The sequence below is a fragment of the Pseudomonas entomophila genome, assembly GCF_029193575.1.
GTDB classification, from domain to species: Bacteria; Pseudomonadota; Gammaproteobacteria; order Pseudomonadales; family Pseudomonadaceae; genus Aquipseudomonas; species Aquipseudomonas entomophila_G.
Genome location: NZ_JARGCS010000031.1, coordinates 1 through 24320 on the forward strand (window position 1 = coordinate 1; position 24320 = coordinate 24320).

A 24320-nucleotide genomic window follows, 5' to 3' on the forward strand; every position below is an offset into this window, starting at 1 on the left:
CTACCTCGACGCCCCGGTCTCCGGCGGCGAAGTCGGCGCCAAGGCCGCGACCCTGAGCATCATGGTCGGCGGCTGCCCGAACGCCTTCGAGCGCGCCCTGCCGCTGTTCCAGTCCATGGGCAAGAACATCACCCGCGTCGGCGGCAACGGCGACGGCCAGACCGCCAAGGTGGCCAACCAGATCATCGTCGCCCTGAACATCCAGGCCGTTGGCGAAGCGCTGCTGTTCGCCGCCAAGAACGGCGCCGACCCGGCCAAGGTGCGCGAGGCGCTGATGGGCGGCTTCGCCTCGTCGAAGATCCTCGAAGTGCATGCCGAGCGCATGATCAAGGGCACCTTCGACCCGGGCTTCCGCATCAACCTGCACCAGAAGGATTTGAACCTGGCGCTGCAAGGGGCCAAGGAACTGGGCATCAACCTGCCGAACACCTCCAACGCCCAGCAGGTGTTCAGCACCTGCGTGGCGCTGGGCGGCGGCAACTGGGACCACTCGGCGCTGATCAAGGGCCTGGAGCACATGGCCAACTTCTCGATCCGCGGTGACGACGCCTGATTCGCCACCAGCCCCGCGAAGACGCCAACACCGATGCGCCTGCAACCACAGGCGCAACGGTGACACGAGCAACACCGCCCCTGGTTCGGCCTGCACGGAGGCAGTTCCGGGGGCGTTTTCGGTTTTGCAGAACAACAAGCATTTGGGAGCCTGCCATGTCGGTCGATCCGCAAAAACTACTCCGCGAGCTGTTCGACACAGCCATCGCCGCCGCCCACCCCCGCCAGGTCCTGGAACCCTACCTGCCCGCCGACCGCAGCGGCCGGGTCATCGTCATCGGAGCCGGCAAGGCCGCCGCGGCCATGGCCGAAGTGGTCGAGAAAAGCTGGCAAGGCGAAGTCTCGGGCCTGGTGGTCACCCGCTACGGCCACGGCGCCAACTGCCAGAAGATCGAGGTGGTCGAAGCCGCCCACCCGGTCCCCGACGCCGCCGGCCTGGCGGTGGCCAAGCGCGTGCTGGCATTGGTCGGCAACCTGACCGAAGACGACCGTGTCATCTTCCTGCTCTCCGGCGGCGGCTCGGCCCTGCTGGCGCTGCCCGCCGCCGGCCTGACCCTGGCCGACAAGCAGCAGATCAACAAGGCGCTGCTCAAGTCCGGCGCCACCATCGGCGAGATGAACTGCGTGCGCAAGCACCTCTCGGCGATCAAGGGCGGGCGCCTGGCCAAGGCCTGCTGGCCGGCCACGGTCTACACCTACGCGATTTCCGACGTGCCCGGCGACCTGGCCACGGTCATCGCCTCCGGCCCCACCGTGGCCGACCCGAGCACCTCGGCCGACGCCCTGGCGATTCTCAAGCGTTACAACATCGAGGCGCCGCAAGCGATCATCGACTGGCTCAACGACCCCGCCTCGGAAACCGTCAAGGCCGGCGACCCAGCCCTGGCCCGCAGCCACTTCCAACTGATCGCCAAGCCCCAGCAATCACTGGAGGCCGCTGCGGTGAAAGCCCGCCAGGCCGGCTTCAGCCCGCTGATTCTCGGCGACCTGGAAGGCGAGTCGCGCGAGGTGGCCAAGGTGCATGCCGGCATCGCCCGGCAGATCGTGCTGCACGGCCAGCCGCTCAAGGCGCCGTGCGTGATCCTCTCCGGCGGCGAGACCACCGTGACCGTGCGCGGCAACGGCCGTGGCGGGCGCAACGCCGAATTCCTGCTCAGCCTCACCGAGAGCCTCAAGGGCCTGCCCGGCGTGTATGCCCTGGCCGGTGACACCGACGGCATCGACGGCTCGGAAGAAAACGCCGGCGCCGTCATGACCCCCACCAGCTACGCCCGCGCCGAAGCCCTCGGCCTGTCGGCCAGCGACGCGTTGGACGACAACAACGGCTATGGCTACTTCGCCGCGCTCGATGCGTTGATCGTCACCGAACCGACCCGCACCAACGTCAACGACTTCCGCGCCATCCTGATCCTCGAGACTTCGCAATCATGACGCCTGATAAAAAAGTAAAGATCCTCGCCACCCTCGGCCCCGCGATCGAAGGCATCGATGACATCCGCCAACTGGTCGAGGCTGGGGTGAACATCTTCCGCCTCAATTTCAGCCACGGCGAACACGCCGATCACGCCCTGCGCTACCAGTGGATCCGCGAGGTCGAGCAGCAGCTGAACCAGCCGCTGGGCATTCTCATGGACCTGCAAGGGCCGAAGCTGCGCGTGGGCCGTTTCGCCGAGGGCAAGGTGCAGCTGCAACGCGGCCAGGCCCTGCGCCTGGACCTGGACAAGACCCCGGGTGACAACCACCGGGTCAACCTGCCGCACCCGGAGATCATCGCCGCCCTGGAGCCGGGCATGGACCTGCTGCTTGACGACGGCAAGCTGCGCCTGCGGGTGACCGCCAAGCACGCCGAGGCCATCGACACCGAGGTGCTGGCCGGCGGTGAGCTGTCCGACCGCAAGGGCGTGAACGTACCGCAGGCGGTACTCGACCTCTCCCCGCTCACCGAGAAAGACCGCCGCGACCTGGCCTTCGGCCTGGAGCTGGGCGTGGACTGGGTGGCGCTGTCGTTCGTGCAGCGCCCCGAGGACATCCTTGAGGCACGCCAACTGATCGGTGAGCGCGCCTACCTGATGGCCAAGATCGAGAAGCCTTCGGCGGTCGAGCAGTTGCAGGCGATCGCCGAGCTGTCCGACGCGATCATGGTCGCCCGTGGCGACCTGGGTGTGGAGGTGCCCGCCGAGAGCGTGCCGCAGATCCAGAAGCGCATCATCGGCACCTGCCGCCAGCTGGGCAAACCGGTGGTGGTGGCCACGCAGATGCTCGAATCCATGCGTTTCTCCCCGGCACCGACCCGCGCCGAGGTCACCGACGTGGCCAATGCCGTGGCCGAAGGCGCCGATGCGGTGATGCTGTCGGCCGAGACCGCCTCGGGCGACTACCCGCTGGAGGCCGTGCAGATGATGAGCAAGATCATCCGCCAGGTGGAGAACGGCCCGGACTACCAGGCCCAGCTCGACGTCGGCCGGCCCAAGGCCGAGGCCACGGTGTCGGATGCCATCAGCTGCGCGATCCGCCGTATCAGCGGCATCCTGCCGGTGGCGGTGCTGGTCAACTACAGCGAGTCGGGCGCCTCGACCCTGCGCGCGGCGCGGGAGCGGCCAGGGGCGCCGATCCTCAACCTGACGCCGAACCTGGCCACCGCCCGGCGCCTGAGCGTGGCCTGGGGCGTGCACTCGGTGGTCAACGACCGCCTGCGCCAGGTGGACGAGATCTGCTCGACCGCGCTGGAGATCGCCCAGGCGCAAGGCATGGCCAGCCGTGGCGACACACTGCTGATCACCGCCGGTGTGCCGTTCGGCAAACCCGGGACGACCAATACCCTTAGGATCGAAACCCTGGTCTAACGCACGCACCTTCCCCTTGCAGGGGCGGGCTTGACCCGCTCCTGCAGAGGGAGGGCGTCACATACAGCGGAAAACCCGAGGCCCAAAGAGGCCCACCGCTCCCCATCAACCTCTACCGACTGCCCATGTACACCAAGAATTTCATCAACCCGTGCCCCGACTGGGCCACGGCGCTGCTCAATGGCTTCAGCCAGGTGCTGCTGCAGCGTAACCCGCTGTGCGGCCTGTGCTGCCTGCTGGCCATCCTCCTGACCGCACCCGACCTGGTCGGCGGCGCCCTGCTGGGCGCGTTGTCCGGGCTGCTCACGGCCCAGCGCCGCAGCTATGATCGCGGCGACCGCCAGGCCGGGCTGTATTGCTACAACGGCGTGCTGATCGGCATCCTCATCGCCGCCGTGCTGCCGTGGTCGGCGATCATGGCCCCGCTGATCATCGCCGCCGGTGGCTTGTCGAGCATCATCACCCACCACTGGCGCAAGCGCGGCGGCCAGTCACTGCCGGCCTACACCGCGCCTTTCGTGCTGCTGGGCTGGGGCCTCTTGCTGCTCGCGGAACCTGGCGCCGCCAGCGCGCCGGTCGAGGCCAACCCGCTGCATGGCCTGGCGCGCGGGCTGGGCCAAGTGTTCTTGCTCGACCACCCGCTGGCCGGGGCACTGGTGATCGCCGGGCTGTTCATCGCCAACCGCTACGCGGCGTTCTGGGCACTGCTGGGCTCGGCCATCGGCGGCAGTGTCGCGCTGCTGGCAGGCGAGGCGCAGGCCGCCTGGCTGGGGCTGCTGGGCTTCAACGCGGCGCTGGCGGCGCTGGCCTTCAGCGCCCAGCGCAAGCGCCCCTGGCTGCCGCTGCTGGCGATCGCCCTGGCCATCGCCCTGCAGCCGCTGTTCGAACTGTTGCCGGTCGCCAGCCTCACCGCGCCGTTCATCGCCGCCTGCTGGCTGCTGCACCTCGGCCCGCGCCTGCCGCGCCTGCTACACGGCGGCCCACGCCGCTTGCACAGCTGAAGGGCACCCCCTAGGCTCAGCCCATTGCACAACGGAAAGAGCCCATGGACACCCCTTCGAGCCTGCGCGAGCGGCTCTACGTCATCGTTTTCCAGACCGACACCGTCGCCGGCCGGCGCTTCGACAAGATCCTCCTGCTGACCATTCTCGCCAGCCTGGTGACGGTGATCCTCGACAGCATCGACGAGGTGCACCAGGGCTACGCCGGCCTGCTGGCGGGCATCGAATGGGGTTTCACGGCAATCTTCCTGGTCGAGTACCTGACCCGCCTGTACTGCTCGCCCAAGCCTTTGCGCTATGCCTTCAGTTTCTATGGGCTGGTCGACCTGCTGGCGATCGTGCCGGGGATCATCGCCCTGTACTACAGCGATGCCCAGTACCTGCTGATCATCCGCGTGGTGCGCATGCTGCGGATCTTCCGCGTGCTCAAGCTCAGCCCCTACCTCAAGCAGGCCCACTACTTGCTGGCGGCGTTGCAGGGCAGCAAGCAGAAGATCATCGTGTTCCTGGTCAGCGTGTCGACCCTGGTGACCGTGTTCGGCACCCTGATGTACGTGATCGAAGGCCCCGAGCATGGCTTCACCAGCATTCCCAAGGGCATCTACTGGGCCATCGTCACCCTGACCACCGTGGGCTTCGGCGACATCGTGCCGAAGACGCCGCTGGGGCAGGTGCTGTCGTCGCTGGTGATGATCACCGGTTATTCGATCATCGCCGTGCCCACCGGGATCTTCACCGCAGAACTGGCCAATGCCTTGCGTGGGGAGCAGTTGCAGCATGACTGCCCGACCTGTGCGAAGAAGCACCATGAGCATGGCGCGGCGTTTTGCTCGCGCTGCGGCAATGCGCTGTTCCCCAAACAACCTCCGCTGTAGGAGCGGGCTCTGGCGTATTTTCCAAAGCGGTATAAACAAAGCGTTTTTTGTTCTTTAAACGCTCGCCAGCGACCCGCTATAGTCGCTGGCAAAATGCCAACCTCCAAAGAACAAGGACTGCGTCGTGAAAAAACTGTTCACCGCCTCGCTGCTGGCCGCCGGCCTGGCCCTGGGCAATCTGGCCCAGGCTGCCCCTACTCTGCTCAACGTTTCCTACGACGTGATGCGCGACTTCTACAAGGACTACAACCCCGCGTTCCAGAAGCATTGGGAAGCCGCGCACAACGAGAAGGTCAACGTGCAGATGTCCTTCGGCGGTTCGAGCAAGCAGGCGCGTGCGGTGATCGATGGCCTGCCGGCCGACGTCATCACCATGAACATGGCCACCGACATCAACGCCCTGGTCGACAACGGCAAGCTGGTGCCGGACAACTGGGTGACCCGCCTGCCGAACAACAGCGCGCCGTTCACCTCGGCCACCGTGTTCATCGTGCGCAAGGGCAACCCCAAGGCCCTGAAAGACTGGCCGGACCTGCTCAAGGATGGCGTGCAGGTGATCGTGCCCAACCCCAAGACCTCCGGTAACGGCCGCTACACCTACCTCTCGGCCTGGGGCTACGTGCTCAAGCAGGGTGGTGACGAGAACAAGGCCAAGGAGTTCGTCGGCAAGCTGTTCAAGCAGGCGCCGGTGCTCGACACCGGCGGCCGCGCCGCCACCACCACCTTCATGACCAACCAGATCGGCGACGTGCTGGTGACCTTCGAGAACGAAGCCGAGATGATCGCCCGCGAGTTCGGCCGCGACCAGTTCGAGGTGGTCTACCCGAGCGTGTCGGCCGAGGCCGAGCCGCCGGTGAGCGTGGTCGACAAGGTGGTGGAGAAGAAAGAGACCCGCGCGGTGGCTGAGGAATACCTGAAATACCTGTGGTCGCCTGAGGCCCAGGAAATCGCCGCCAACAACTACCTGCGCCCACGCGATGCCAAGGTACTGGCCAAATACACCGATCGCTTCCCGAAGGTTGAATTCCTGTCGGTGGAGAAAACCTTCGGTGACTGGCGCACCGTGCAGAAGACCCACTTCAACGACGGTGGCGTGTTCGACCAGATCTACACCAACAAGTAAATGAGAAAAGGGGGCGTTCAACGCCCCCTTCTTCGTTTTGAGGTGTCGGTGCGACCCCTGTTGCGGGCTTGCCCCGCGATAGGGGTCGCCCAACCCACCTCACCCCCGCTGACGAAACACCAACGCCTTCAGCCCACCCTCCGGGTCCGCATCGGGAAACTCCGGCGGGTTGCGCAACCGCTCGACGAACCCCAACCCCGGCGCATGCTCGGCCATCCCCTCGACCAGGAATCCCGGCCCGATCCCCGGGTCGTTGACGCATGCCAGCACCGTCCCGCCCGCACTCAACAGTTCCGGCAAGCGCCGCAGGATCTTGGCGTAGTCCTGGGTCAGCACGAAACTGCCGCGCTGGAAGGTCGGCGGGTCGATGATGATCAGGTCATACGGCCCGTACTTGCGCACCTTGCCCCACGACTTGAACAGCTCATGTCCCAGGTACGCCACCCGCGACGCATCGTGGCCATTGAGCCGATGGTTTTCGCGGCCCCGCGACAGGGCCGACTTGGCCATGTCCAGGTTGACCACCTGCTCGGCGCCCCCGGCAAGCGCCGCCACCGAAAAGCCGCAGGTGTAGGCGAACAGGTTCAGCACGCGCTTGCCCTGCGCCTGCTCGCGCACCCAGCGCCGGCCATAGCGCATGTCGAGGAACAGGCCGTTGTTCTGGCGCACGCCCAGGTCGAGCAGGTACTTCAAGCCGTCCTCGGTCACCTCACGCTGCTGGCTGGGCTCGCCGAGCAGCCACTGGCCGGGGCTGTCGGGCAGGTAGCGGTGCTGGATCAAGATCGCCTGGCCGGTCCATTGCGGGCGCTGGGCCAAGGCCTGGAGCATGGCCTCCAACGCGGCCAACTGGCCCTCGGGCGGCTCGCGGAACAATGCCACCAGCAGCACGCCGTCAAGCCAATCGACGGTGACCTGCTCCAGCCCCGGCCAGCAGCGGCCGCGGCCGTGGAACAGCCGGCGGGTTTCGCGGGGGGCGGGGTCTAGGGCGGTGAGCAGGTGCTGTTCGAGGGTTGCGATGGGTGGCGTCATGACGGGGCTGCTGGCAGAAAAACCGGCATTCTACCCGCTATGCCCGACCAGCGCCTTTTTCGCACGAAACCACCACCCCTGCTGCATCCCCGCCGCTGCCAACAGGATCGCCGCCACCCCCAGCCACTGCAACGGCGCCAGACGATGGCCGAAGGCGACCCAGTCGACCAGGATCGCCGCGATCGGGTAGATGAACGACAGCGCCCCGGTCAGTGCCGTCGGCAAGCGCTGGATAGCGCTGTACAGCAGCACGTACATCAAGCCGGTATGCACCACGCCCAGGGTCAGCAGGCTGGCCAGCGCCGGCCCCTCGCCCGGCAAGCCGCCGAGCGTCACCCAGGGCGCCAGCAGCAGCACACCGGTGCTCACCTGGATCAACGCGATCAGGTGCGGCGGCGTGCCGCTCAGGCGCTTGATGATCAGCGCCGCCACTGCGTAGAGGAATGCCGCCCCCAGGGCCAGGGCGATACCCAGCAGGTAGTCCTCGCCACGGCCTTGCCCCTGGCCGTGGGCGCTGACGATAGCCAGCATGCCGAGGAACGCCAGCGCCAGCCAGCTCAGCTTGGCCAGCGTGATCCTCTCGCCGAGGAACAATGCCGCCAGCCCCACCAGCATGAACGGCTGGACGTTGTACACCGCCGTGCCGATGGCGATCGAGGCCCGTGAGTAGGAGGCGAACAGCAGCACCCAGTTGCCGACGATGGCTACGCCACTGACCACCGCCAGCAGGAAAGTGGCGCGGGTCAGTACGCCAGGCTTGAGAAAGCCCATGGCCGCGCAGACCAGCAGCAAGGTGCCAGCGCCGAACACGCAGCGCCAGAACACCACCTCCAGCACCGGCTGCCCGGACACCAGCACGAACCAACCGATGGTCCCGGAAATCAACATGGCGGCAACCATTTCCAGCGAGCCGCGACGCAGTGAATTGTCCATCTCACGCCTCCCATAGAACAGGCTGCCAGTATGCGCGGCCGCAACTCCGCCTCTCCAGCGGATAAACAAGGCGAAATACCCAACTCACCTTTACTATCAAGGCAACTTAGGCAAATCACCTGAAGAGGCGGACATGACCGATGCCATCGACCAACTGTTGATCAACGCCCTGATGGAAGACTCGCGCCGCTCGCTCAAGGCCTTGGCGCAGGTCAGTGGGCTGTCCGCGCCCAGCGTCAGCGAGCGCCTGCGGCGCCTCGAGGAACGCGGCGTGCTGCGCGGCTATACGGTGGAGGTGGACCCGCGCTGCTTTGGCTACCAGTTGCAGGCCATCGTGCGCATACGCCCGCTGCCAGGGCAGTTGCAGGAGGTGGAGCGGCAGATCGTGGCGATTCCCGAGTTCACCGAGTGTGACAAGGTCACCGGTGAGGACTGCTTCATCGCACGGCTGCATGTGCGCTCCATGGAGCAATTGGACACGTTGCTGGACCGCTTGAACACCTTGGCCGAGACCAATACGGCGATCATCAAGAAGACCCCGGTTAAGCGCCGGTTGCCGCCGATGGGGTGAGGTCTGCAACCGGCCCTATCGCGGGACAAGCCCTCAACAGGTTCACCGCTGGCCCTGAGCACGGCGCGGTACCTGTAGGAGCGGACTTGCCCCGCGATGGCGTCGACGGTATCCCTGTCGGCTATTTTTTGTACACAAGAACGTAACCATAGGTGCCATTTTTGTGTGCACTTTTTGGCAGTAACGCCCCGTTAAGTTACACAGATCGCTTATTTAAAACTGACCATTTGATCAACTAAAAGCACCGCCAAAAAATAAACCTGATTTTAAAGTCAATTTATATTCAACTAATTTCAATTACTTATCTTTCAACAACATAGATTCATATTGATGGCCACGCCGTAATTGCTTCTCCCCTGGCATGGAACTGGCTTTCGTGTGCTCATGTTTTGTATACAACTTAAACAAAACATAAATACACAAGAACCCGCGACGCCTGCCTAGAACAGGCCGTAGCGCCCAGAACCCTGTGATGCCAACGCCTGCACCCACGAGATGGCGAGCCCGTGCGCAAGCCCGCCTCATCGCAGTCATCGCGCATCAGGAGCCGCCGGAATGAGTAGCAGCCTCGACCTTGCCCCTGAACTATCCGTTGCCAGCACCCACCCCGACGCCACGACCCTTGCCGGCCAGGCGCCGGCCGTCGAACTCAGCCCACGCCTGCACAACCGCGACCTCGCCCCTACCCGCCAGGAAGGTCGGCGCTGGGGTGGCTACAGCATCTTCGCGCTGTGGACCAACGACGTGCACAACATCGCCAACTACTCCTTCGCCATGGGCCTGTTCGCCCTCGGCCTGGGCGGCTGGCAGATCCTGCTGTCGCTGGCGATCGGCGCGGCGCTGGTGTACTTCTTCATGAACCTGTCCGGCTATATGGGGCAGAAGACCGGCGTGCCGTTCCCGGTGATCAGCCGCATCGCCTTCGGCATCCATGGCGCGCAGCTCCCGGCGCTGATCCGCGCGGTGATCGCCATCGCCTGGTTCGGCATCCAGACCTACCTGGCCTCGGTGGTGCTGCGCGTGCTGCTCACCGCCGTATGGCCGCAGGTGGCCGCCTATGACCAGGACAGCCTCCTCGGCCTGTCGAGCCTGGGCTGGGTGTGCTTCGTGTCGATCTGGATCGTGCAACTGGTGATCCTCGCCTACGGCATGGAAATGGTGCGCCGCTACGAAGGCTTCGCCGGCCCGGTGATCCTGCTGACCGTGGCCAGCCTGGCGGCCTGGATGTACTTCAAGACCGACGCGCGCATCGCCTGGTCGGTGGCAGAACCCCTGACCGGCTACGAGATGTGGCGTAACATCTTCGCCGGCGGCTCGCTGTGGCTGGCGATCTACGGCACCCTGGTGCTGAACTTCTGCGACTTCGCACGCTCCTCGCCGTGCCGCAAGACCATTCGCGTCGGCAACTTCTGGGGCCTGCCGGTGAACATCCTGGTGTTCGCGGTGATCACCGTGGTGCTGTGCGGGGCGCAGTTCCAGATCAACGGCCAGATCATCGACAGCCCTACGCAGATCGTCGCCACCATCCCCAACACCGCCTTCCTGGTGCTGGGTTGCCTGGCCTTCCTGATCGTCACCGTCGCGGTGAACATCATGGCCAACTTCGTCGCCCCGGCCTTCGTGCTCAGCAACCTGGCGCCACGCCACCTGAACTTCCGCCGCGCCGGGCTGATCAGCGCCACCGTGGCGGTGCTGATCCTGCCGTGGAACCTGTACAACAGCCCGTTGGTGATCGTGTATTTCCTCTCAGGGCTCGGCGCCCTGCTCGGCCCGCTGTACGGCGTGATCATGTCCGACTACTGGCTGCTGCGCAAAGGCCGCATCAACGTGCCGGAGCTGTACAGCGAGAACCCCAACGGCGCCTACCACTACAGCCGTGGCGTCAACCTGCGCGCGGTGGCGGCGTTCATCCCGTCGGCGGTGCTGGCCATCGTCCTGGCCCTGGTGCCGAACTTCCACAGCGTCGCGCCGTTCTCCTGGCTGATCGGCGCCGGTACCGCCGCCGCGCTGTACCTGCTGATCGCCCCGCGCAACCGCCAGTACCTCGACGTCAGCGGCGAAGCCATCGCCGTCGACCACAGCAGCCATTGATCAAGGAAAGTGTGCAGATGCGTATTCTGATCGCCAACGTCAATACCACCGAAGCCATCACCGAGGCCATTGCCGAGCAGGCGCGCAGCGTCGCCGCGCCCGGCACCGAGATCGTCGGCCTGACGCCATGGTTCGGCGCTGAGTCGGTGGAAGGCAACTTCGAAAGCTACCTGGCCGCCATCGCCGTGATGGACCGGGTGCTGGCCTACGACCAACCGTTCGATGCGGTGATCCAGGCCGGCTACGGCGAGCATGGCCGCGAGGGCTTGCAGGAGCTGCTGAACGTGCCGGTGGTGGACATCACCGACGCCGCCGCCAGCACGGCGATGTACCTGGGCCACGCCTACTCGGTGGTGACCACCCTGGACCGCACCGTGCCGCTGATCGAGGACCGCCTGAAGCTTTCCGGCCTGTACGACCGCTGCGCCTCGGTGCGCGCCAGCGGCCTGGCGGTGCTGGAGCTGGAGGAGGACCCGCAGCGTGCGGTGCAGGCCATCGTCGAACAGGCCGAGCGCGCGGTGCGTGACGACAAGGCCGAGGTGATCTGCCTGGGGTGCGGCGGCATGGCCGGGCTCGACGAGCAGATCCGCCAGCGTACCGGGGTGCCGGTGGTGGATGGGGTCAGTGCCGCGGTGACCATCGCCGAATCGCTGGTGAGGCTGGGGCTGAGCACTTCGAAGGTGCGTACCTATGCCACGCCGCGGACCAAGAAGGTGGTGGGCTGGCCGATGCGGCTCGGGCGGTAGGTTTCGCTGCGTCGCTAGTGACGCCATCGCGGGTTTGCCCCGCGATGGCGTCAGCGCGTTTTCAGGTCGGGCAACTGACCGCGCCGCCATCCAACCCCTGCCGCACATTCCGGCTGAGCAAGCTCGCCTTGCCATCACGCCAGGTCAGGGTGATCACGTACAGGGTGTCGAAATCATCGCCATTCCAGTCCGTGGTGATCACCCTTTCCTCGCCGAGGGCCTTGCCGGCCACGGCGTTGATCAGGTCGGGCAGGTAGCCGTGGGACCAGGCAGTGTAGATGGTGGCGTTACGGTACTTGGCCTGCAGCAGTTCGTCGGCCAGGTCGTCGTAGTCGTTGGCGCCGAAGTCGATGTTGACCGGCAGGCCGAGGCGGATGGCACTGGGGGTGATGGTCATCAACGGGCGGATGTAGCTGTAGCGCAGGTCCTGGCTGCCCTCCTCGACATACCGTGTAGGGTTGGCGGCGAACACGTAGTCGGCCTTGCCGAAACGCTCGGGCAGCAAGGTGGCCAGGTCGATGGCGCGGTTCAGGCCCTGGCAGTTCAATTGGCCCAGCCCTTCACCCGGTTTTTCGGCGTGGCGCAGGAACACCAGGGTCTGGGTGCCATCCCCCGCGCGATCATGGCTCTGCACACCCTCGAAGGTCAGCGGTATCAACACCGCCGCGAGGGAGAGGGTCAGGAAAAGGTGACGGCGTCGCAGGTATTGCATCCACTTCATGGGCGGCTCGTTCGGCAAAGGGTATGAAGGCATCCCTGCCGCGAGCGGCATCCCTGACGGCGGCCCGGTGCAGGGCACCGGCCGCCAGATGGGCTCTTCCTTGCTGACCCTCCCTGGACAACAGCCATGTTGGACCACGCATATTGCGAAATGACGTCATGCCCTTGGCAATTGAATTTCAGTCATCCCGTGTCAGTACCTCGAGCAGCTCGATCTCGAAGGTCAGGTCCGAATGCGGCGGGATGCTGCCGACCGAACGCTCGCCATAGCCCAGGTGCGCCGGCACCTGCAACCTGCGCTTGCCACCCACGCGCATGCCCATCAGGCCTTGGTCCCACCCCTTGATCACCCGGCCGGTGCCAATCACGCACTGGAACGGCTTGCCGCGCGACCAGGATGAGTCGAACTCGCTGCCATCGGCCAACCAACCGGTGTACTGGGTGGTGATCAGGGCGCCCTTGACCACGGTCTTGCCGTCGCCTTCGTGGAGGTCGGTGATTTGCAGTTCGCTGCTCATGAAAGGCTCTCGAGTGGGGATTTTCGTGGCGCCCTTTTCGCAGGAACCGCGAGGTTTGGCAAGGCGAGGTCAGCCGAGCTGCTCGAAGGCCTGCTCCCCGGTGAGCTCCGTGGTCTGGTTGGCGAAGCAGTACCAGGCCGGTTTCTGCTCGACGAATATCTGCAAGTCGAAGTCCCAGCCTTCGTCGCCTTCGAGCAGGCCGACCGGCACGGCGTAGAAGTCATTGGCCTTGAGCCGGTAGTACAGGTGCGTGCCGCACTGGCCGCAGAAAGCGCGCTGGGCCCAGTCGGAGGAGTCGTAGACGGCCGGCGCGCGGCCCTCGATCTTCGGTGGCTGGCTGCAGTGGACGACCAGCAGCGGGCCGCCGGTCCATTTGCGGCACATGCTGCAATGGCAGGCGCTGACCTGGGTATTGTCGACGGTGGCATGCAACTGGGTGGCGCCGCAGAGGCAGGTGCCTTGCTTTTCCAGGGACATGGGCGGGGGCTCCGTGCGGGTGTGGGGGATTGGCAAGTATAGCGGTGGCTGCGCAGGCGTCATCGCGGGACAAGCCCGCGATGGCGTCGACCAGGCACCTACAGCCCCTGTCCCTCTACACCGTCGAGCACCGCCTCGGTCAACGCCCTGCCCTTCTCCAGCGAGTTCTCGGTGGCGGTCAGCAGATTGCGCAACGGCTCGTCGGCCTGTTCCAAGGCCAGGGCGTTGGTTTCATAGGCCGCTTTCAATGCGGCCAAGGCGCAGACCAGAGCGTCCTCGACTTCGATGCCGGCACGAACGGTGAACATGGGACGGTGGGCGTTGTGGCAGGTGCCGAAATAGGCGCTGGCGGTGACGTGGTGGGGTTTCTTCGGGAGGTGAGGCGGGTCGGGGACGGGCTTTTGCATGGTTTGGCACTCCTACATAGCCATGGATTCGCTGCCGATCTCCGCTTGCACGTCGGAGGTGGGGTGGCAGCTGTACGCAGGTGTGCAAGACCGAGATGTAGGAACCCGGCAGACCCGAAGGCCTCCCACGTACAACCGCCATGACATGGCGGGTGGAATGGCCGTCAAAAGCATTCGACGCCTCCACACTACATCTTCGGGCTTGCACACCCAGTCGTTGATTTGGCAACGACCCGCCGAGACTAGTGCAGAGATAGGCCACGCAAAAGCGCCGGGAGAATATTTGGGAAATGGACTACAGGAAACAGGAGAAATCTGAAATTTTTCCGGTGATTATGCGGGCCTCATCGCGAGGCAAGCCCTCTCCCACAGGTACCCCGCGGTTTTAGGGCCAGCGGTGAACCTGTGTGGAGCGGGCTTGAACTGCGACGGCGTCGGCCAACTCACCTACAGCCTCTGCCCCTCTACACCGTCCAGCACCGCCTCGGTCAACGCCCTGCCCTTCTCCAGCGAATTCTCGGTGGCGGTCAGCAGATTGCGCAACGGCTCGTCGGCCTGTTCCAAGGCCAGGGCGTTGGTTTCATAGGCCGCTTTCAATGCGGCCAAGGCGCAGACCAGAGCGTCCTCGACTTCGATGCCGGCACGAACGGTGAACATGGGACGGTGGGCGTTGTGGCAGGTGCCGAAATAGGCGCTGGCGGTGACGTGGTGGGGTTTCTTCGGGAGGTGAGGCGGGTCGGGGACGGGCTTTTGCATGGTTTGGCACTCCTGTATCGGTTAGGAATGCTGCCGTCATTCGCTTGCACCCGAATAGGCGGCAGCTGTACGCAGGTGTGCAAGACCGAGGATACAGGAACCCGGCAGACCCGAAGGTCTCCTGCGCACAGCCACCATGAACGACCTTGAACAGGTCTCGGGACGCTATGCGCTGTATCCGGTCGAGCTTGCACACCCGGTCGTTGATTTGGCAACGACCCGCCGAGACTAGTGCAGAGATAGGCCACGCAAAAGCGCTGGAAGGATATTTGGGAAATGGACTACAGGAAACAGGAGAAATCTGAAATTTTTCCGCTGATTATGCGGGCCTCATCGCGGGGCAAGCCCACTCCGACAAGTACGGCGCCATTTTCATGGACAGCGGCGAACCTGGAGCGGGCTCGTCCCACGATGAGGCCCGCCCAGCCCTCAACAACCTCAGAGGAACACCGTCCCCCGCATGTACAGCGCCCCATATCCGCTGATAATCACCCGCCCATTGCCCGGCACCTCGCACTGCAACTGGCCTTTGCGCGCCCCGCCCTGCTCGCAGCGCAAACTGCGCTTGCCCAGGCGCTCGGCCCAATACGGCGCCAGGGAGGTGTGCGCCGAGCCCGTCACCGGGTCTTCGTTGATGCCCACGCGCGGCCCGAACCAACGGGTGACGAAATCGAACCCGCGCCCCGGCGCGGTCACCGCGATGCCACGCACGTCGAAAGCAGACAGCGCGGCGAAATCCGGCTTCAGGGTGTCGATCAGCGCAGCATCGTCGATCACCAGCACGTAGTCATCAGTGCGGTACAACGCCCGCGCCTCGCTCAGGCCCAGCGCCGCCAACAGGCTCGCGGGGATGTCCGCCGCCAGCGGCTGCTTGGCCGGAAAATCCATGGCCAACAGGCCATCGGCACCCCGGCTCACGCGCAACTCGCCGCTGCGGGTATTGAAGCGCAATACCTCGGCCTGCTCGCCCAAGCGCTCAAACAGCACCCAGGCCGACGCCAGGGTGGCGTGGCCACACAGGTCCACTTCCACCGCAGGGGTGAACCAGCGCAGGTCGAAGGTCTCGCCATTGCGCACGAAATAAGCGGTTTCGGCGAGGTTGTTCTCCTCGGCGATGCGCTGCAGCAGCGCGTCCGGCAGCCAACTTTCGAGAGCGATCACCGCGGCGGGGTTGCCACCGAAGGGTTCGGCCGAGAAGGCATCGACCTGGAAGATCTCAAGCTCCATGCAAAAACTCCTGGTTGCGAAAATGGGCTCAGTGACGCACGGGGGTCAGCACCGCTTCACCGGCGAAGAACGCCTGCAGGTTGCGCAGCACGAGCGTGACTGTATCACGCGCCGCCTCCGGCGATTGGCCGGCCACGTGCGGGGTCAGCACGGTGTTGGCCAGGGCCTTGAGGGCGTCGGGCACGGCGGGTTCGTCGTCGAACACGTCCAGCGCGGCGCCCGCGATGGTCCCCTGCTCCAGGGCCTGCACCAGGGCTTGGGTGTCGACCACGCTGGCGCGGGCGATATTCACCAGGTAGCCCTCGGCGCCCAGGGCCTGGAGCACCGGCGCATCGACCAGGTGGTGGGTGCCCGCGCCGCCCGGGGTGGCGATCACCAGGATGTCCACCGCCTCGGCCAGGTGCAGCGGGCTGTCGTACCAGGTGTAGGGCGACCCTTCGCGGGGCGTGCGGCTGTGGTAGCTGACCGGCATGTCGAAACCCTGGGCGGCACGTTTGGCGATGGCCTGGCCGACCGCGCCGAGGCCGACGATGCCCAGGCGCTTGCCGCTCACCGAAGGGCTGATCACCCGGTTCCATTCGCCACGCCGGGTGCTGGCGTCGGCGCGGGGGATGTCACGCAGCAGCGCCAGCAGCAGCGCCAGGGTGTGGTCGGCGACGGCGGCGGCGTTGGCACCGGCGCCGTTGGTGACGGTGATGCCACGCGCCGCGGCGGCGGCCAGGTCGACCTGCTCGTAGCCGGCGCCGATCACGCAGATGATCTGCAAGTTGGGCAATGCGGCGATTTCCGCGGCGTTGAGGCCGAGCGGGCCGCGGGTGAGCACGGCATCGATATGCGTGGCGTGGCGGGCGATGGCGTCGGCGCGCAGTTGCGCGGTGGGAGCGCGGACCAGGCGGTAACCGGCCTGTTCGAGCAGCGGCAGGTAATCGTTGACGGTTTCCACCAGCACCAGGACTGTCTTGCTCATGCCACCCTCCGAATCAATGGGAAGGGGGATTATGCCAGTTCGTCGGGGGCCATGAGGGCCCAGAAACTCATTGCGCGAAGGCCCGCCCCAAACCACCCGGCACACCGCTGCTGTCGGTCTCCTGCCATGGCCCGTTGGGGCTCAGCGACCAGCTCCAGCCGCCGTTCCAGCGGTAATAGGTGCGTTGGCGATAGAAGGTGTTGGGCTGCTTCTCCAGCACATACACCCCAAGCTTCGGGTCCCAATGGCTGGCCCCCCCCGGTGGCGGCGCGAAGCTGGCGGAGGTGCGTGGCATCGGCTTGGGAATGGCGGCTGGCTTGCCCGGCTGCGGTGCCGGCTGGCCGCCCGGCAATGGCTTGACCACCGGACCCTGGCGCGGCGGCACGGTCTCGATCGGTGGCAGCGGCTGTTCAGCGGGCTGGTGCACCGTGCACGCGGAAAGACCCAGGGCCAGGGTGATCAGGGTCAGGCGCACGGTGCTGTTCATGGGGCTTGCTCTCTTACCGGTCGGGGCTGTCGATGGTCAGGCTTTGCAGAACCTGGCCACGGGTAGGCAGCGGCGCGCCCTTGCCGATCCACTCGCCCTGGGTGGGCTGGCCGGCGCGGGAGACACGTGCAACGAGTTGGACTTCGCTGAAGTCCGACAGTTTCATCTGCGGCATCATCGCATCGGCGTCGGACAGCTCCACCTCGATCGGCAACTGCGCCACGGTCACGCGCTTGGCCGCGACGGGCATGGGCGGGCCATTGCTGGCACGGGCGAAGATAAACACCGTGTCGTCGGGCTTGACCTTGTCCTTGAGCGCTGCGGCCAGTTCCACCCGCACCTTCAGCCTGGCCAGCTCGACCGGCTTGCCACCGGCGCTCTTGAGCTTGTCGGCGGCGCGGTCGATGCCGCCCTGCAACGCGGCGCGCGAGGCATCGCCCTCAGGCAATTGGCCGAGCAGGCGTTGCCAGTAGTCGATGGCCTCCTGGTAGCGCTCGCCCTCGAAGGCGGCAATGCCACGCAGGCCCAGGCTGGTGACTTCGCTGGGGTCGGCCTTCAGCGCTTCGTCGGTGAGCGCCTGCAATTGCGGGCTCCACTGCTTGTCGGCGGCGAAGTACTGCGCCTGGGCCCACTGGCCCAGCAGTTCGGGCTGGCGACCGGCCAGGGCCACGGCCCGTTCGAAGGCCTTGGCGGCATCCGCGGGGCGCTGGTCGGCCATGTAGGCGCGGCCAAGGAAGTACAGGCCTTCGGCCGAATCGGGCTGGGCCTGCACGGCGCGCTCCAGGCGCGAGGTCATCTCCTGCATCGACTGCGGCGCCTGGGCGAACTCATGGGTCAACGCGACCTTGTCGGCGGCGCCGAAGTGCAAATACAGCCCCAGCCCCATCAGCGGCACCAACACCGCGGCCAGCAGCGGCAATGCCTTGCCCAGGTGACCCTGGCGCGGCGCATCGGCGCCTTCGGTATCGGCCAGCAGTTCACGAGCCGCCTCGTCGCGCCCCTTGCTCAACTGGGCATCGTCGAGCACGCCGGCGGCCTGCTGGGCGGTCAGTTCGGCGACCCGCTCCTGGTACAGGGCGACGTTCAAGGCGGTGCGGTCTTCTTCGGCCTGCTGGCGACGGCCACGCAGGATGGGGACCAGCAGGAATGCCAGGGCGGCGAGCAACAGCAGGCCCGCGCTAAGCCAGAATTCAATCATGGGTAGGTTCTTTATCCAGCAGTTTGGCGAGACGCTCGCGTTCTTCGGTGGACAGTTCGGTGGAGGCCGCCTGGCCTGGGCCACGACGGCGCCGGACGATCACCGCCAGCACCACGAAGCCACCCGCCAGGAGGATCCCCGGGCCGAACCAGAGCAACCAGGTGCGCCCGCTGAGCGCCGGCTTGTAGCGCACGAAGTCGCCATAGCGATCGACCATGAAGTCGACGATCTGCTGGTTGCTCTTGCCCTCGCCGAGCATGCGGAAGATTTCGCGGCGCAGGTCGGCAGCGATGGGCGCGTTGGAGTCGGCGATGTCCTGGTTCTGGCACTTGGGGCAGCGCAGTTCCTTGGTCAACTGCTGGTAGCGCTCGCGCTCGGCGTCGTCGCGGAACTGGTAGGTGTCGATGGCCGCCTTGGCCACGCCGGCCAGGCTGATGCCCAGCACAGCGGCTGCCAGCCAGCGCCTCATGGCTGGGCCTCGTCGACCAGGCCCTGGTACAGCGGCGCCAGTTGCTCGCGCCAGACCGTGGCATCGACCACGCCCACGTGCTTGTAGCGGATGATGCCCTGGGCATCGACCAGGAAGGTCTCCGGCGCGCCGTAAACGCCCAGGTCCAGGCCCAGAGTGCCCTGCGCGTCGTAGATGTTCAGCTGGTAGGGGTTGTGGAAGTCGGCCAGCCACTTCAGCGCGGCGGCGTTGTCGTCCTTGTAGTTGATGCCGTGGATCACCACGCCCTGCTGGGCCAGTTGGTTGAGGTAGGGGTGCTCGACCTTGCACGACGGGCACCAGGTGCCCCACACGTTGACCAGCGCCGGCCGGCCGAGCAGGTCGGCCTGGGTCAGGGTGCGCTCGCCCTGCACTTCAGGCAGGGAGAAGGCCGGGAACGGCTTGCCGATCATCGCCGAGGGCAACTCGTCGGGCTTGAGGAACAGCCCCTTGTAGAGGAAAACCGCCATCAGCAGGAACAGCGCCAATGGCAACAGCAGGATCCAACGCTTCATGCAGTCGCTCCAGACATGCCCAGGACATCACGCACCCGGGCCTTGACCTTGACGCGGTAGCGCCGGTCGAAAGCCGCCAGCAACCCGCCGAGTGCGGTCAGCAGACCGCCCAGCCAGATCCAGCGGACATATGGCTTGATATGTACCCGCACCGCCCAGGCGCCATTCTCCAACGGCTCGCCGAGGGCCACGTAGAGGTCGCGGGTGAAGCCGGCATCGATGCCAGCCTCGGTCATCATCGACTGCTGCACGGTGTACAGGCGCTTCTCCGGGTGCAGCACGGTGACCTCGCGGCCCTCGCGGGAAACGCGAACGGTGCCCTTGTCGGAGATGAAGTTCGGGCCTTCGAAGTGCTGGGCGCCTTCGAAGAGGAAGTGGTAGCCGCCCAGTTCGACGCTCTCGCCGGGGGCCATGCGCAGGTCGCGCTCGGCGCTGTTGTTGCTCGACAGCACCACGCCCAGGGCGCACACCGCCAGGCCCAGGTGCGCCAGGTGCATGCCCCAGTAACTGCGGTGCAGGCCGCGCAGGCCTTGGCGCAGGCCCTTGTGGCGGGTCTTGTCGAGGATGTCGCGCAGCCCGCCCAGCACCACCCAGGCGGCCAGGGCGAACACGCTCAGTGCCGGCCAGTCGAAGTCGTCGACCAGGAACCCGGCCAGCGGCGCGAGGATCGCGCTGCCGATCAGCACCGGGGTGAGCATGCCGGCCAGCCACTTGCCGGGGGTGTCTTTCCAGCGCACCAGCACGCCGATCGCCATCACCACCATCAGCAGCGCCATCAGCGGCAGGAACAGGGCATCGAAGTACGGCGGGCCGACCGACAGCTTGGCGCCGGTCAGGGCATCGAGCACCAGCGGGTAGAGGGTGCCGAGCAGGATCATCGAGGCAGCCACCACCAGCACCAGGTTATTGGCCAGCAGCAACGTCTCGCGGGACCACAGGGCGAAGCCCACCTGGCTCTTGACCACTGGCGCGCGCAGGGCGAACAGGGTCAGCGAGCCGCCGACCACGAACAGCAGGAAGATCAGGATGAACACACCGCGCGACGGGTCGGCGGCGAAGGCGTGCACCGAGGTCAGCACGCCGGAGCGGACCAGGAAGGTCCCGAGCAGGCTCAGGGAGAACGCGGCGATGGCCAGCAGCACGGTCCAGCTCTTGAACACCCCGCGCTTCTCGGTGACCGCCAGCGAGTGGATCAGCGCGGTGCCCACCAGCCAGGGCATGAACGAGGCGTTTTCCACCGGGTCCCAGAACCACCAGCCACCCCAGCCGAGTTCGTAGTAGGCCCACCACGAGCCCAGGGTGATGCCGATGCCGAGGAAGGCCCAGGCGACGATGGTCCAGGGCCGCGACCAGCGCGCCCAGGCGGCGTCCAGGCGCCCGCCGAGCAAGGCGGCGATGGCGAAGGCGAAGGCCACCGAGAAGCCCACGTAGCCCATGTAGAGCATCGGCGGGTGGACGATCAGGCCGAAGTCCTGCAGCAGCGGGTTAAGGTCGCGGCCATCGCCCGGCACCTGCGGCAGCAGGCGCTGGAAGGGGTTGGAGGTGATGATCAGGAACGACAGGAAGCCCACGCTGATCATGCCCATCACCGCCAGCACCCGCGCCAGCATCACCTGCGGCAACTGCCGCGAGAACACCGATACGGCGAAGGTCCAGGCACCGAGGATCAGCGCCCAAAGCAGCAGCGAGCCCTCGTGGGCGCCCCACACGGCGCTGAACTTGTAGTACCAGGGCAACGCCGTGTTGGAGTTGTGGGCCACGTAGGCGACCGAGAAGTTGTCGGTCATGAAGGCGTGGGTCAGGCAGGCGAAGGCGAAAGCCAGGAAGGCGAACTGCCCCCACGCCGCCGGGCGCGCCAGGCCCATCCACAGGCGGTCGCCGCGCCAGGCGCCGAGCAGCGGCACCGTGGCCTGCACCACGGCGAAGCAGATCGCCAGGATCATCGACAGTTGCCCCAGTTCGGGGATCACCAGCGCCGCATTCATGGCTTGGCCTCGCCGTTGGCGGCCTGGCCGCTTTCCTTGAGCGCCTTGGTCACTTCAGGCGGCATGTATTTCTCATCGTGCTTGGCCAGCACCTCGTCGGCCACCACCACGCCGTCGGCGTTGAGCTTGCCCAGGGCGACGATGCCCTGCCCTTCGCGGAACAGGTCGGGGAGGATGCCGCGGTAGGTGATCGGCACCGACTTGTTGAAGTCAGTGACCACGAAGCGCACGTCCAGCGAGTCGGCGGAGCGTTGCACCGAGCCCTTCTCGACCATGCCGCCGGCGCGGATGCGGGTATCCAGCGGCGCCTCGCCGCTGGCGATCTGGGTCGGGGTATAGAACAGGTTGATGTTCTGCTGCAAGGCGGTCAGGGCAAAGCCGACGGCAACCCCGACCCCGACCAGCAGGCCGAGGATGAGCAACAGGCGTTTCTTGCGCTGCGGATTCACTGGTTGTTCTCCCGGCGCAGGCGACGCGCCTCTTCTTGCAGGTAGCGGCGGCGGGCGAGCAGCGGCTGGGCGACATTGATCGCCAGCACCGCGAGGCAAATGCCGTACGCCGACCACACGTACAGGCCATGGTGGCCCATGGCGAGGAAATCACTGAAGGAGGCGAAACTCATCGCGCGGTCTCCTGGCCCAGGCTGTTGATCACTTCATCCCTGACCCAACTGGCGCGCGCCTCGCGCTTGAGCACTTCGAGGCGCATGCGCAGCAGCAGCACGGCGCCGAAGAAGCAATAGAAGCCCAGCACCGTGAGCAGCAGCGGCAGCCACATCTCGGCGGGCATGGCGGGTTTTTCGGTGAGGGTGAAGGTCGCGCCCTGGTGCAGGGTGTTCCACCACTCCACCGAGTACTTGATGATCGGGATGTTGACCACGCCGACAATCGCCAGCACCGCGCAGGCCTTGGCTGCGCTGTCGCGGTTACTGATGGCCTGGCCCAGGGCGATGATGCCGAAGTACAGGAACAGCAGGATCAGCATCGAGGTGAGGCGCGCGTCCCATACCCACCAGCTACCCCAGGTCGGCTTGCCCCAGATGGCCCCGGTGACCAGCGCCACAGCGGTCATCCAGGCGCCGATGGGCGCGGCGCATTGCAGGGCGACGTCGGCCAGTTTCATCTTCCACACCAGCCCCACCACCCCGGCCACCGCCAGCAGCACGTAGCACGACTGCGCCAGCATGGCCGCTGGCACGTGGATGTAGATGATGCGGAAGCTGTTGCCCTGCTGGTAGTCCTGCGGCACGAAGGCCAGGCCCCAGGTGACGCCAGCCAGCAGCAGGAGGATGGCGGAGACGGTCAACCACGGCAGCATGCGGCCACTGATGGCATAGAACCATTTGGGGGAACCCAGTTTGTGGAACCACGTCCAGCTTATTTTCATCAGGGTACATCCAGGGTATTGGCCGGGCTTGAAAGCCCGGGACTCGTTATTCGCCGACGCTGATCTTCAGGCCGGCCGCGATCGCAAAGGGTGCCAGGGTGATGGCCAGGGCCGTCAGGCTCGCCAGCCACAGCAGGTGGCCGGTGGCCGGCATATTCTGCAACGCCGCCTGCAACGCGCCACTGCCCAGGATCAATACTGGGATATACAACGGCAGGATCAACAACGCCAGCAGCAGGCCACCGCGCTTGAGCCCGACGGTCAGTGCCGCGCCCACCGCGCCGAGCAGGCTCAGCACCGGCGTGCCCAGCAGCAGCGAAGCGAGCAGCACCGGCAGGCAGGCGGCGGGCAGGCCGAGCATCAGGGCCAGCAGTGGCGCCAACAATACCAGCGCCAGCCCGGAAAATATCCAGTGCGCCAGCACCTTGGCCAGCACCAGCAGCGCCAGCGGGTGCGGTGACAGCACCCATTGCTCCAGCGAACCGTCCTCGAAGTCGCTGCGGAACAGGCCGTCCAGCGACAACAGCACGGCCAGCAAAGCCGCGACCCAGACCAGTCCGGGCGACAAGGTTTGCAACAATTGCGTTTCGGGGCCGACCGCCAGCGGGAACAGCGCGACCACGATGGCGAAGAACACCAACGGGTTGGCCAGCTCGGCGGGGCGGCGGAACAGCAAGCGCGCTTCGCGGCGCAACAACAGGAGGAATACGCTCATGCGGCCCACTGCCCCAGGTTCAGTTCACGGTAGCCCGACGGCCGGCGCTCAAGGTGATGGTGCGTGGTCAGCACCACGGTGCCACCCTGCTCGCAGTGGGCGGCCAGGTGCGCTTCGAGCTGGGCCACGCCTTGCTTGTCGAGGGCGGTGAAGGGCTCGTCGAGGATCCACAGCGGCGGGCTGTCGAGGTACAACCGGGCCAGGGCGACACGGCGCTGTTGGCCGGCGGAGAGGGTGTGGCAGGGTACGTCCTCGAAGCCGCGCAGGCCCACGGCCGCCAGCGCGCGCCAGATCGCCTCGCGCGTGGCCGGCCGATGCAGGGCGCAAAGCCAGGCGAGGTTCTCCTCGGCGCTGAGCAGGTCCTTGATGCCGGCGGCGTGGCCGATCCACAGCAGGATGCTGGCCAAGGCGTGGCGTTGTTCGCCCAGCGGCTGGCCGCCAAGCAGGATCTGCCCGGCCGTCGGTTGCATCAACCCGGCCAGCAGGCGCAGCAGGCTGGTCTTGCCGCTGCCGTTGGGGCCGCTGACCTGGAGCATGTCGCCGGGGCGCAGCTCGAAGTGCAGGTGCTCGAAGAGCAATCGCCAGTCGCGCTCGCAGGCCAGGCCCGCGGCTTGGAGGTGGAGGGTCACGGTTTCGCCTTATGCAGTGAGGGTGGCGTTCGGTGGCCCCGCGATAGGGTCACCGATCACACCCGATGTCTCAAGTCGCCCC

At 66.1% G+C, this 24320-nt stretch carries 28 protein-coding genes; 9 read left to right on the forward strand and 19 right to left on the reverse strand.

Features of this window, described 5'->3' with window-relative positions:
- The 6 genes from P0Y43_RS14105 to P0Y43_RS14130 form a co-directional block, all read left to right on the forward strand.
- Positions 1 to 553 (forward strand): NAD-binding protein (locus P0Y43_RS14105; RefSeq protein ID WP_275637867.1); only part of this gene is annotated, 553 nt, incomplete at its 5' end.
- Between the two features lie 155 nt (positions 554 to 708).
- Positions 709 to 1983 (forward strand): glycerate kinase type-2 family protein, encoded by a 1275-nt coding sequence (locus P0Y43_RS14110; RefSeq protein WP_275637868.1) that lies wholly within the window; start codon positions 709 to 711, stop codon positions 1981 to 1983.
- Complete coding sequence (gene pyk / locus P0Y43_RS14115; RefSeq protein WP_275637869.1) at positions 1980 to 3395, forward strand: pyruvate kinase; 1416 nt, start codon at positions 1980 to 1982, stop codon at positions 3393 to 3395. Before P0Y43_RS14110 ends, pyk begins: the two co-directional genes overlap by 4 nt.
- A 125-nt stretch (positions 3396 to 3520) precedes the next feature.
- Positions 3521 to 4396 carry an urea transporter gene (locus P0Y43_RS14120; RefSeq protein WP_275637870.1) on the forward strand — a complete coding sequence of 292 codons (876 nt, stop codon included), beginning with the start codon at positions 3521 to 3523 and terminating at the stop codon, positions 4394 to 4396.
- Between the two features lie 44 nt (positions 4397 to 4440).
- Positions 4441 to 5271, forward strand: coding sequence for an ion transporter (locus P0Y43_RS14125; protein WP_275637871.1), 831 nt, complete (start codon positions 4441 to 4443; stop codon positions 5269 to 5271).
- A 124-nt stretch (positions 5272 to 5395) separates the two neighbouring features.
- Positions 5396 to 6394 (forward strand): sulfate ABC transporter substrate-binding protein, encoded by a 999-nt coding sequence (locus P0Y43_RS14130; protein WP_275637872.1) that lies wholly within the window; start codon positions 5396 to 5398, stop codon positions 6392 to 6394.
- Positions 6395 to 6493: 99 nt separating this feature from the next.
- Here P0Y43_RS14130 and P0Y43_RS14135 read toward each other — a convergent pair whose 3' ends face one another.
- Both P0Y43_RS14135 and P0Y43_RS14140 read right to left on the reverse strand, forming a co-directional pair.
- A complete protein-coding gene (locus tag P0Y43_RS14135) occupies positions 6494 to 7423 on the reverse strand; it encodes a class I SAM-dependent methyltransferase (protein ID WP_275637873.1) in 930 nt (309 codons plus the stop codon).
- A 30-nt stretch (positions 7424 to 7453) separates the two neighbouring features.
- The gene (locus P0Y43_RS14140; protein WP_275637874.1) at positions 7454 to 8356 is read right to left on the reverse strand and encodes a DMT family transporter; all 903 of its coding nucleotides are present in this window, start codon (positions 8354 to 8356) and stop codon (positions 7454 to 7456) included.
- A 133-nt stretch (positions 8357 to 8489) separates the two neighbouring features.
- Between P0Y43_RS14140 and P0Y43_RS14145 the strand changes: the two genes are divergently transcribed.
- The 3 genes from P0Y43_RS14145 to P0Y43_RS14155 all read left to right on the forward strand — a co-directional run bounded on the left by P0Y43_RS14145 (position 8490) and on the right by P0Y43_RS14155 (position 11764).
- Positions 8490 to 8927, forward strand: coding sequence for an Lrp/AsnC family transcriptional regulator (locus P0Y43_RS14145; RefSeq protein ID WP_275637875.1), 438 nt, complete (start codon positions 8490 to 8492; stop codon positions 8925 to 8927).
- A 555-nt stretch (positions 8928 to 9482) separates the two neighbouring features.
- The gene (locus P0Y43_RS14150) at positions 9483 to 11018 is read left to right on the forward strand and encodes an NCS1 family nucleobase:cation symporter-1 (RefSeq protein WP_275637876.1); all 1536 of its coding nucleotides are present in this window, start codon (positions 9483 to 9485) and stop codon (positions 11016 to 11018) included.
- A gap of 17 nt (positions 11019 to 11035) precedes the next feature.
- The gene (locus P0Y43_RS14155; RefSeq protein ID WP_275637877.1) at positions 11036 to 11764 is read left to right on the forward strand and encodes an aspartate/glutamate racemase family protein; all 729 of its coding nucleotides are present in this window, start codon (positions 11036 to 11038) and stop codon (positions 11762 to 11764) included.
- 61 nt (positions 11765 to 11825) lie between these two features.
- Here P0Y43_RS14155 and P0Y43_RS14160 read toward each other — a convergent pair whose 3' ends face one another.
- From P0Y43_RS14160 to ccmA, 17 genes are all read right to left on the reverse strand, one after another.
- Positions 11826 to 12485, reverse strand: a complete 660-nt coding sequence (locus tag P0Y43_RS14160) for a histidine phosphatase family protein (protein WP_275637878.1) — start codon at positions 12483 to 12485, stop codon at positions 11826 to 11828.
- Between the two features lie 178 nt (positions 12486 to 12663).
- Complete coding sequence (locus P0Y43_RS14165) at positions 12664 to 13002, reverse strand: FKBP-type peptidyl-prolyl cis-trans isomerase (protein ID WP_275637879.1); 339 nt, start codon at positions 13000 to 13002, stop codon at positions 12664 to 12666.
- A gap of 69 nt (positions 13003 to 13071) precedes the next feature.
- On the reverse strand, positions 13072 to 13479 hold the full coding sequence (locus P0Y43_RS14170; protein WP_275637880.1) for a GFA family protein: 408 nt from the start codon (positions 13477 to 13479) through the stop codon (positions 13072 to 13074).
- 98 nt (positions 13480 to 13577) lie between these two features.
- On the reverse strand, positions 13578 to 13886 hold the full coding sequence (locus P0Y43_RS14175) for a hypothetical protein (protein WP_275637881.1): 309 nt from the start codon (positions 13884 to 13886) through the stop codon (positions 13578 to 13580).
- Between the two features lie 447 nt (positions 13887 to 14333).
- Positions 14334 to 14642 carry a hypothetical protein gene (locus P0Y43_RS14180; RefSeq protein WP_275637882.1) on the reverse strand — a complete coding sequence of 103 codons (309 nt, stop codon included), beginning with the start codon at positions 14640 to 14642 and terminating at the stop codon, positions 14334 to 14336.
- A 438-nt stretch (positions 14643 to 15080) separates the two neighbouring features.
- Positions 15081 to 15869 carry a PhzF family phenazine biosynthesis protein gene (locus tag P0Y43_RS14185; protein WP_275637883.1) on the reverse strand — a complete coding sequence of 263 codons (789 nt, stop codon included), beginning with the start codon at positions 15867 to 15869 and terminating at the stop codon, positions 15081 to 15083.
- A gap of 28 nt (positions 15870 to 15897) precedes the next feature.
- Positions 15898 to 16836, reverse strand: coding sequence for a 2-hydroxyacid dehydrogenase (locus P0Y43_RS14190; protein WP_275637884.1), 939 nt, complete (start codon positions 16834 to 16836; stop codon positions 15898 to 15900).
- A gap of 67 nt (positions 16837 to 16903) precedes the next feature.
- Positions 16904 to 17323 carry a hypothetical protein gene (locus P0Y43_RS14195; protein WP_275637885.1) on the reverse strand — a complete coding sequence of 140 codons (420 nt, stop codon included), beginning with the start codon at positions 17321 to 17323 and terminating at the stop codon, positions 16904 to 16906.
- Positions 17324 to 17336: 13 nt separating this feature from the next.
- Positions 17337 to 18521 (reverse strand): c-type cytochrome biogenesis protein CcmI, encoded by a 1185-nt coding sequence (gene ccmI / locus P0Y43_RS14200; RefSeq protein ID WP_275637886.1) that lies wholly within the window; start codon positions 18519 to 18521, stop codon positions 17337 to 17339.
- The gene (locus P0Y43_RS14205; protein ID WP_275637887.1) at positions 18514 to 18990 is read right to left on the reverse strand and encodes a cytochrome c-type biogenesis protein; all 477 of its coding nucleotides are present in this window, start codon (positions 18988 to 18990) and stop codon (positions 18514 to 18516) included. The genes ccmI and P0Y43_RS14205 overlap by 8 nt, the downstream gene beginning before the upstream one ends.
- The gene (locus P0Y43_RS14210) at positions 18987 to 19523 is read right to left on the reverse strand and encodes a DsbE family thiol:disulfide interchange protein (protein ID WP_275637888.1); all 537 of its coding nucleotides are present in this window, start codon (positions 19521 to 19523) and stop codon (positions 18987 to 18989) included. The genes P0Y43_RS14205 and P0Y43_RS14210 overlap by 4 nt, the downstream gene beginning before the upstream one ends.
- The gene (locus tag P0Y43_RS14215; RefSeq protein ID WP_275637974.1) at positions 19520 to 21493 is read right to left on the reverse strand and encodes a heme lyase CcmF/NrfE family subunit; all 1974 of its coding nucleotides are present in this window, start codon (positions 21491 to 21493) and stop codon (positions 19520 to 19522) included. Before P0Y43_RS14215 ends, P0Y43_RS14210 begins: the two co-directional genes overlap by 4 nt.
- A gap of 11 nt (positions 21494 to 21504) precedes the next feature.
- Positions 21505 to 21957, reverse strand: coding sequence for a cytochrome c maturation protein CcmE (ccmE, locus tag P0Y43_RS14220; protein ID WP_275637889.1), 453 nt, complete (start codon positions 21955 to 21957; stop codon positions 21505 to 21507).
- Complete coding sequence (gene ccmD / locus P0Y43_RS14225) at positions 21954 to 22130, reverse strand: heme exporter protein CcmD (protein ID WP_275637890.1); 177 nt, start codon at positions 22128 to 22130, stop codon at positions 21954 to 21956. The genes ccmE and ccmD overlap by 4 nt, the downstream gene beginning before the upstream one ends.
- On the reverse strand, positions 22127 to 22894 hold the full coding sequence (locus P0Y43_RS14230; RefSeq protein WP_275637891.1) for a heme ABC transporter permease: 768 nt from the start codon (positions 22892 to 22894) through the stop codon (positions 22127 to 22129). The genes ccmD and P0Y43_RS14230 overlap by 4 nt, the downstream gene beginning before the upstream one ends.
- Positions 22895 to 22940: 46 nt before the next feature.
- Positions 22941 to 23609, reverse strand: coding sequence for a heme exporter protein CcmB (ccmB, locus tag P0Y43_RS14235; protein WP_275637892.1), 669 nt, complete (start codon positions 23607 to 23609; stop codon positions 22941 to 22943).
- Positions 23606 to 24238 carry a cytochrome c biogenesis heme-transporting ATPase CcmA gene (ccmA, locus tag P0Y43_RS14240; protein WP_275637893.1) on the reverse strand — a complete coding sequence of 211 codons (633 nt, stop codon included), beginning with the start codon at positions 24236 to 24238 and terminating at the stop codon, positions 23606 to 23608. The genes ccmB and ccmA overlap by 4 nt, the downstream gene beginning before the upstream one ends.
- Between the last annotated feature and the right edge of the window lie 82 nt (positions 24239 to 24320).

What these genes read in the sequence shown, in the direction of transcription:
- P0Y43_RS14195 (WP_275637885.1), bottom strand. Translation starts at nt 17,323, where the DNA reads ATGAACAGCACCGTGCGCCTGACCCTGATCACCCTGGCCCTGGGTCTT.
- P0Y43_RS14120 (WP_275637870.1), top strand. Translation starts at nt 3,521, where the DNA reads ATGTACACCAAGAATTTCATCAACCCGTGCCCCGACTGGGCCACGGCG.
- P0Y43_RS14185 (WP_275637883.1), bottom strand. Translation starts at nt 15,869, where the DNA reads ATGGAGCTTGAGATCTTCCAGGTCGATGCCTTCTCGGCCGAACCCTTC.
- P0Y43_RS14135 (WP_275637873.1), bottom strand. Translation starts at nt 7,423, where the DNA reads ATGACGCCACCCATCGCAACCCTCGAACAGCACCTGCTCACCGCCCTA.
- P0Y43_RS14155 (WP_275637877.1), top strand. Translation starts at nt 11,036, where the DNA reads ATGCGTATTCTGATCGCCAACGTCAATACCACCGAAGCCATCACCGAG.
- P0Y43_RS14145 (WP_275637875.1), top strand. Translation starts at nt 8,490, where the DNA reads ATGACCGATGCCATCGACCAACTGTTGATCAACGCCCTGATGGAAGAC.
- ccmD (WP_275637890.1), bottom strand. Translation starts at nt 22,130, where the DNA reads ATGAGTTTCGCCTCCTTCAGTGATTTCCTCGCCATGGGCCACCATGGC.
- P0Y43_RS14190 (WP_275637884.1), bottom strand. Translation starts at nt 16,836, where the DNA reads ATGAGCAAGACAGTCCTGGTGCTGGTGGAAACCGTCAACGATTACCTG.
- P0Y43_RS14140 (WP_275637874.1), bottom strand. Translation starts at nt 8,356, where the DNA reads ATGGACAATTCACTGCGTCGCGGCTCGCTGGAAATGGTTGCCGCCATG.
- P0Y43_RS14230 (WP_275637891.1), bottom strand. Translation starts at nt 22,894, where the DNA reads ATGAAAATAAGCTGGACGTGGTTCCACAAACTGGGTTCCCCCAAATGG.
- P0Y43_RS14170 (WP_275637880.1), bottom strand. Translation starts at nt 13,479, where the DNA reads ATGTCCCTGGAAAAGCAAGGCACCTGCCTCTGCGGCGCCACCCAGTTG.
- P0Y43_RS14125 (WP_275637871.1), top strand. Translation starts at nt 4,441, where the DNA reads ATGGACACCCCTTCGAGCCTGCGCGAGCGGCTCTACGTCATCGTTTTC.
- ccmI (WP_275637886.1), bottom strand. Translation starts at nt 18,521, where the DNA reads ATGATTGAATTCTGGCTTAGCGCGGGCCTGCTGTTGCTCGCCGCCCTG.
- P0Y43_RS14110 (WP_275637868.1), top strand. Translation starts at nt 709, where the DNA reads ATGTCGGTCGATCCGCAAAAACTACTCCGCGAGCTGTTCGACACAGCC.
- P0Y43_RS14150 (WP_275637876.1), top strand. Translation starts at nt 9,483, where the DNA reads ATGAGTAGCAGCCTCGACCTTGCCCCTGAACTATCCGTTGCCAGCACC.
- ccmB (WP_275637892.1), bottom strand. Translation starts at nt 23,609, where the DNA reads ATGAGCGTATTCCTCCTGTTGTTGCGCCGCGAAGCGCGCTTGCTGTTC.
- pyk (WP_275637869.1), top strand. Translation starts at nt 1,980, where the DNA reads ATGACGCCTGATAAAAAAGTAAAGATCCTCGCCACCCTCGGCCCCGCG.
- P0Y43_RS14210 (WP_275637888.1), bottom strand. Translation starts at nt 19,523, where the DNA reads ATGAAGCGTTGGATCCTGCTGTTGCCATTGGCGCTGTTCCTGCTGATG.
- P0Y43_RS14205 (WP_275637887.1), bottom strand. Translation starts at nt 18,990, where the DNA reads ATGAGGCGCTGGCTGGCAGCCGCTGTGCTGGGCATCAGCCTGGCCGGC.
- P0Y43_RS14175 (WP_275637881.1), bottom strand. Translation starts at nt 13,886, where the DNA reads ATGCAAAAGCCCGTCCCCGACCCGCCTCACCTCCCGAAGAAACCCCAC.
- P0Y43_RS14165 (WP_275637879.1), bottom strand. Translation starts at nt 13,002, where the DNA reads ATGAGCAGCGAACTGCAAATCACCGACCTCCACGAAGGCGACGGCAAG.
- P0Y43_RS14160 (WP_275637878.1), bottom strand. Translation starts at nt 12,485, where the DNA reads ATGAAGTGGATGCAATACCTGCGACGCCGTCACCTTTTCCTGACCCTC.
- P0Y43_RS14180 (WP_275637882.1), bottom strand. Translation starts at nt 14,642, where the DNA reads ATGCAAAAGCCCGTCCCCGACCCGCCTCACCTCCCGAAGAAACCCCAC.